At 33.1% G+C, this 5042-nt stretch carries 4 protein-coding genes; 1 reads left to right on the forward strand and 3 read right to left on the reverse strand.

Annotation, left to right across the window (positions count from 1 at the left end; all coding sequences use genetic code 11):
- On the reverse strand, positions 1-1462 hold a 1462-nt coding region (locus PHQ99_07750; protein ID MDD4289463.1), incomplete at its 3' end, for an ABC transporter permease subunit.
- A gap of 244 nt (positions 1463-1706) precedes the next feature.
- Positions 1707-2822 (reverse strand): extracellular solute-binding protein, encoded by a 1116-nt coding sequence (locus PHQ99_07755; protein ID MDD4289464.1) that lies wholly within the window; start codon positions 2820-2822, stop codon positions 1707-1709.
- Between the two features lie 719 nt (positions 2823-3541).
- Here PHQ99_07755 and PHQ99_07760 point away from each other — a divergent pair.
- Entirely contained in the window at positions 3542-4300 is a 759-nt protein-coding gene (locus PHQ99_07760) for an HAD family hydrolase (GenBank protein MDD4289465.1), read from the forward strand.
- 57 nt (positions 4301-4357) lie between these two features.
- On the opposite strand, the gene PHQ99_07765 is transcribed toward PHQ99_07760, so the two are convergent.
- Positions 4358-5042, reverse strand: a 685-nt coding sequence (locus tag PHQ99_07765) for an HAD hydrolase-like protein (protein ID MDD4289466.1), incomplete at its 5' end; no start/stop codon positions are given.

Consider the following 5042-nt stretch of genomic DNA (forward strand, 5'->3'; position numbering starts at 1 on the left):
AATTTTTTACCGTGGTTACTAATATTAAGAGGGCAAAAGTGCCATATAGACTGGGTATAAAACCACGCGGTTTGGCAAATAGTGATAGATAAATTGCACCAAAGGCAATACTTGGAATTAGGTAAGGCAAAAATGAAACCTGGTCTAATGATTTAGAAAGAAAAGTTCCTCTTAGCCGGACAACCGTGTAACCTATCAATAAACCGGCTATTGCGCAGAAGAACGAAGATAAAAGGCCTAGCTTTAGACTATTCCAGGTAGCCTGCCACATTTCCGGGCTCCGCAATACGCCCGGAGTACCCGAAAGTATATGAGGATCCCCTTTTCCTATCCAGTATTGTAGAGTAAAATTGGATAAACTATAATCACCCGGCACTTTCACAAATGTTTCAATAGCTAATACTATTATTGGAACAAAAACTACAAAGGTGAAAAATAAAATTACTAAAGTCATGATTAATGGTGTTGCTTTGCCTAATTTTACAATATTCTTAGTTGCAGCTTTCCCGGTTATTGTAACAAATCCCTTGCGAGTACCGACTATTTTTTGGTTAACATATATAAATGAAATTGCTAATAATATCATTACCAATGCTAACAGGTAGGCTATTCCTGGGCTTCCGGTCTGTAAATTTGAAAACAGCTTGGTAGATAATACTTGAAAATTAACAGGTCTTCCAAGAAAAGCAGGTGCACTGAAAGACCCCACCCCTCTGGCAATGGTAAGAACCCAGCCGGATAGTACCGCCGGTGCAATTAAGGGAAAAACGATTTTACGAATTGTTATTTTTTGATCTGCTCCCAATACTAAAGCTGATTCTTCTAACCTGGTATCAATCTCGCGCAAACCACTTCCAATGAGTAAAAATGAAAAAGTATAATAATGCAAAGCCATAACAATTATTATTGGCAAAGGCCCGAAAGACATCCACGTTGGTGGTGTAATCCCCAAATATTCTAAGATTCCTGCAGAACCCCCAATTGTTCTATTTTTAAATATATTTATCCAGGCTAAGGCTAATGTCCAGGAAGGTAATATATATGGTGTTATTGCAATTCTGGCAAAAAACCTTCTGCCTGGCAAATCTGTTCTTACTACAAGCCAGGCTAAAATACCACCGATTAAAACAGCTATAGCAGACATGGGGAAAATTACTATTAAAGTATTTAAAAATGGTTTGTAAAATAATACATTTTTCATATTACTTAAAAAAGTTCTAACTAAGTAATATGTAGTAAAATCACCAGCATTTTCATCATCAAGGAACAGAGCATCTCTCGGATGCAGGGTCAAACTGCTCTGAACCATTGAAACCAGAGGTCCTATTATTAAATAAAGCAATATGACAAATAAAATGATACTCAATATAAATGGAGGGTTTCTAAAACTTCTTCTGGTAATATTTGAAAATCTCTTAAAAAATAAGTTTTTATTTTCCTTTTGTTTCTTGGCTGTTTGCATTACAAAATAATTCCTCCCCTTTAAAATAAACTGTCTTTTAATGTTTTGATATCTAATTATTTAAACCTTGACCTTGGTTTTGCCTTTTATAAGATTTTATTGATTTGCTATTAAGGTATTAAATTAGGGTAGACTTCCCCCGAACAATTCTATTTAATCATTCGGGGGATTATTGATTCATCTGTTTCTTAACTGATAGACATAAACTAATTAAAATATGTTGTTATAATAAGTTTGTTGCTGTCTATCGATTTAAAACCCAGAAATCAAGTACATCACGGAAATATTCTGCTGTTGCTTCCATTGTTAACGGCCAGGTAACTTCTTTCCAGGCATCTAATCCACCCAGGGGATTGTCTGTATTATATGAATTTTCAGGATTAGTTGAGAAATTGCCCATATCCTGTGTCCAGGCATTTACTCCAGCATCTGTAAATAGAGTTCTAATAAATAATTTTGCAGCATTTGGGTGAGGAGCATTGTTTACCAATAGGCCATATGCCGGGTAGTGGTATCCATTAATAGGATTAATTTTCTTTTCTGCAACTGCTAAAGCCATATTTTGTTCTTCATTTAATCTTAGTTTTCCTACTGTTGCAAATCCAATTGGTGGATCTGATTGTCCTCGTGAACCAACTGCCTCAGCAGTATCATCATCACTTCCCACTGCAACTACATTATTTTGGGCTAATCTTTTTAAGAATTCCCAACCTGCATTTTCTGTAGTCAATTCAATTTTTTCACCAAAATAGTCCTCATAAGCAGCTGCCATTGCATCTGCATGCTTTACAATCTCTGCAAAAAAACTAATATTTGTAGAAGTAATTTCCGGGTCTCTCATGATAACCTTCCCGGTCCATTTTTCAGTGGTCAATTCCCATAAATTAGTAACAGGGCATTCATCGTATACTTCGGTATTGTACAGAAGGGTTCTCGGCTGAACTAAAAATACCAACGGATCAAGGTATTGTTCATCAACAACACCCTTATACATTTCAGGAACAAAATTCTCAACATATCCTGCTGGCAATAATTGTTTTGCAACTCCCAGAATATCTTCTGCCATGATAAAGTCAACTTCAAACACACCTGCTTCCTGTTCACGAACTATTCTCTCAGTGATTTCCATATCACTCATTTTTGCATGGTTTACCGATATTCCATACTCTGACATCATAACATCTTCAACCCTGGCAACCCTGCTGGAAGTCCCGTAAGTAACAACTGTACCCTCTTCTTTGGCCTTTGCAATAATCTCATCCCAATCCTGTTCTTGAGCACATACAGCCGCAACACAAACACTCGACAATAAAAAGATTGTAATACAAATAAAAATAAATGGTTTTAAATTAAATTTCATTTTCGCCTCCAAACTTAAAATATTTTTTTTAAAACTACGCTAATTTTCATTTATCTTTTACTATTCACCCCCCCCCTCAAATAATCATTATTTGGTACATTTTATGTCCTGTTTGAGAAAATATTTCTTTATTCTTGTTAATTATTTATTTATAAGTGCTGTCTGTCAGCAGCAATTTTCATTAAATATATATTACATATTCAAATCTAACTTAAGAACAAAATTTTTTTGTTTTTTTTTTAGAGAAATTCTTAATTTCTTATTTTATGGATTAAAGCTTACATCAAGCTAATCAGAAATGTAGTAGTTTTGATAATTAAAGAAAACTATACACATGTATAATTTTTATTAATTTCAAGCGGTTGTTAAACAATAGCTTATAATTTTCAAAGAGCACTCTGAATAAAATTTAAGCAAATTTCTAATCTAATTCTTTGTTTAACAATTTCTATGTAAGATTTTTTGAAATAATGCAATCGGTTGCACTATCATATTAACATATTACTTTTACTCTGTCAATTCAAAAAATTATTTAATTAACATTTTTTGGTATATTTGACTATGGATTTCTCATAATTTATTATAATGTTATAATTAGCATATTAAATTTTCATTTTCAGATAATCCTGTACTTAATACAAAGCTTTAAATATTATTAAGTAGCAATACGGGTATCTGAAAATCCTTATTTTTTAACAAATCATGAAGGAAATATCTCAATGAATGCAAATCAAAATACCTGGATTAAGGCTGTTTTTTTTGATATGGGTGGTACCTTGGAAGATGTTTATTATGATTCCGGTATAAGACTAAACGCCTCTCAAATTATCTTACAGATTCTCCGTCAAAACAATTTGGACCCTGGCTTAACAATCAAAGACTTTCATGAATTATTAACGAGCAGTCTTAAAGATTATAATGCTAAAAAAATAAAAAATAATAAGGAAATCAGGGGGGCTGATTTCTGGAATAAATATGTATTTAAAGATTTTAATATTTCTGAGACCAAAGTTAACCACATAGCTGAATTGCTAACCTTTTTTTTAGAAACAATGTATTTTCAAAGGACAATGCGGGAAGAAGTACCTTACGTGTTAGAAAGAATAAAACACAAAGGTCTTAAGGTAGGCTGTATCAGTAATATTATGGGTACTATTCAGGTTCCTTATTGCCTGCAAAGCTATGGGATATTAGAATATTTTGATACTATAATTCTATCGTGTTTATATGGTTTGAGAAAACCCGATCCTGGTATTTTTCATTATGCAGCGAGGATGGTCAAGGTGAAACCGGCTCAATGTGTTTATGTTGGTGATACGATTTCACGTGACATTATTGGTTCAAAAAATGCCGGTTTTGGCTTATCCATATTAATTCCTTCTTTTCTCACTAAAAAAAATGATTCACTGGTAAAAAGTGAAAAAATAAACCCGGATATTGTTATCCAAAATTTAAAAGAACTGTTAGAAGTTATCTAAAAGATTGGTGAATTTATTATATATAATTATCAAATTGGCATAATAGCTTTTTCCTGTTTATTCAGGATTATACAATGCAGACAATGTTAGTAAATCTTCAAATTTACCTATATAATAATCCGCCTCTACATCAGATTCATAATTAAAACCTATGGTCTGAAGGCCAGCACGCTTGGCAGCATTAATCTCTCTGGATTCGTGACCGACAAACATCGCTTCTTCTTTTTTTACTCCCGCCTCTTCTAATGCAAAGGTAAACATGCGCAAATCCGGTTTACGGGTTTTTAATTCCATTGAATTTGCATAAGCATCCCATAAAACGTTCAGCCCTTTTTCCTTAAACCATGCCAATTTAACTGATTTGTCTACTTCAGCATCGGTAATAATTCCAATCAAAAAACCTCTCTTTTTAAGAGTTTCAAGAGTATCATTAACCTTAGGGAATAATGTAATATTTCCGTGGTCCTTCTTGATTGCTTCCTGCCCTTCCTGTAAAATAGTGGAATCATTTATTCCAAATACTTCGAGAATTTTATTTAGATATTCAATTTGTGTAATCTGACCCCTTAGAGCTGAATCGTGTATTTCTTCCATTTCAGGAGTAAAAACTTCTTCTAATGGCTTTGTAATCTCATACTTTTGTAAAAATTGCTTTAAATAATAATTTTTTTTATCCTTTTCTCTATAATAAAGTACACCATTGGCATCAAAGAAAATTGCTCTCATTTTACATCCTCCTATA

The organism is Atribacterota bacterium (genome assembly GCA_028703475.1).
Taxonomy (GTDB): Bacteria; Atribacterota; Phoenicimicrobiia; order Phoenicimicrobiales; family Stramentimicrobiaceae; genus JAQVMU01.

What these genes read in the sequence shown, in the direction of transcription:
- PHQ99_07760 (MDD4289465.1), top strand. Translation starts at nt 3,542, where the DNA reads ATGAATGCAAATCAAAATACCTGGATTAAGGCTGTTTTTTTTGATATG.
- PHQ99_07755 (MDD4289464.1), bottom strand. Translation starts at nt 2,822, where the DNA reads ATGAAATTTAATTTAAAACCATTTATTTTTATTTGTATTACAATCTTT.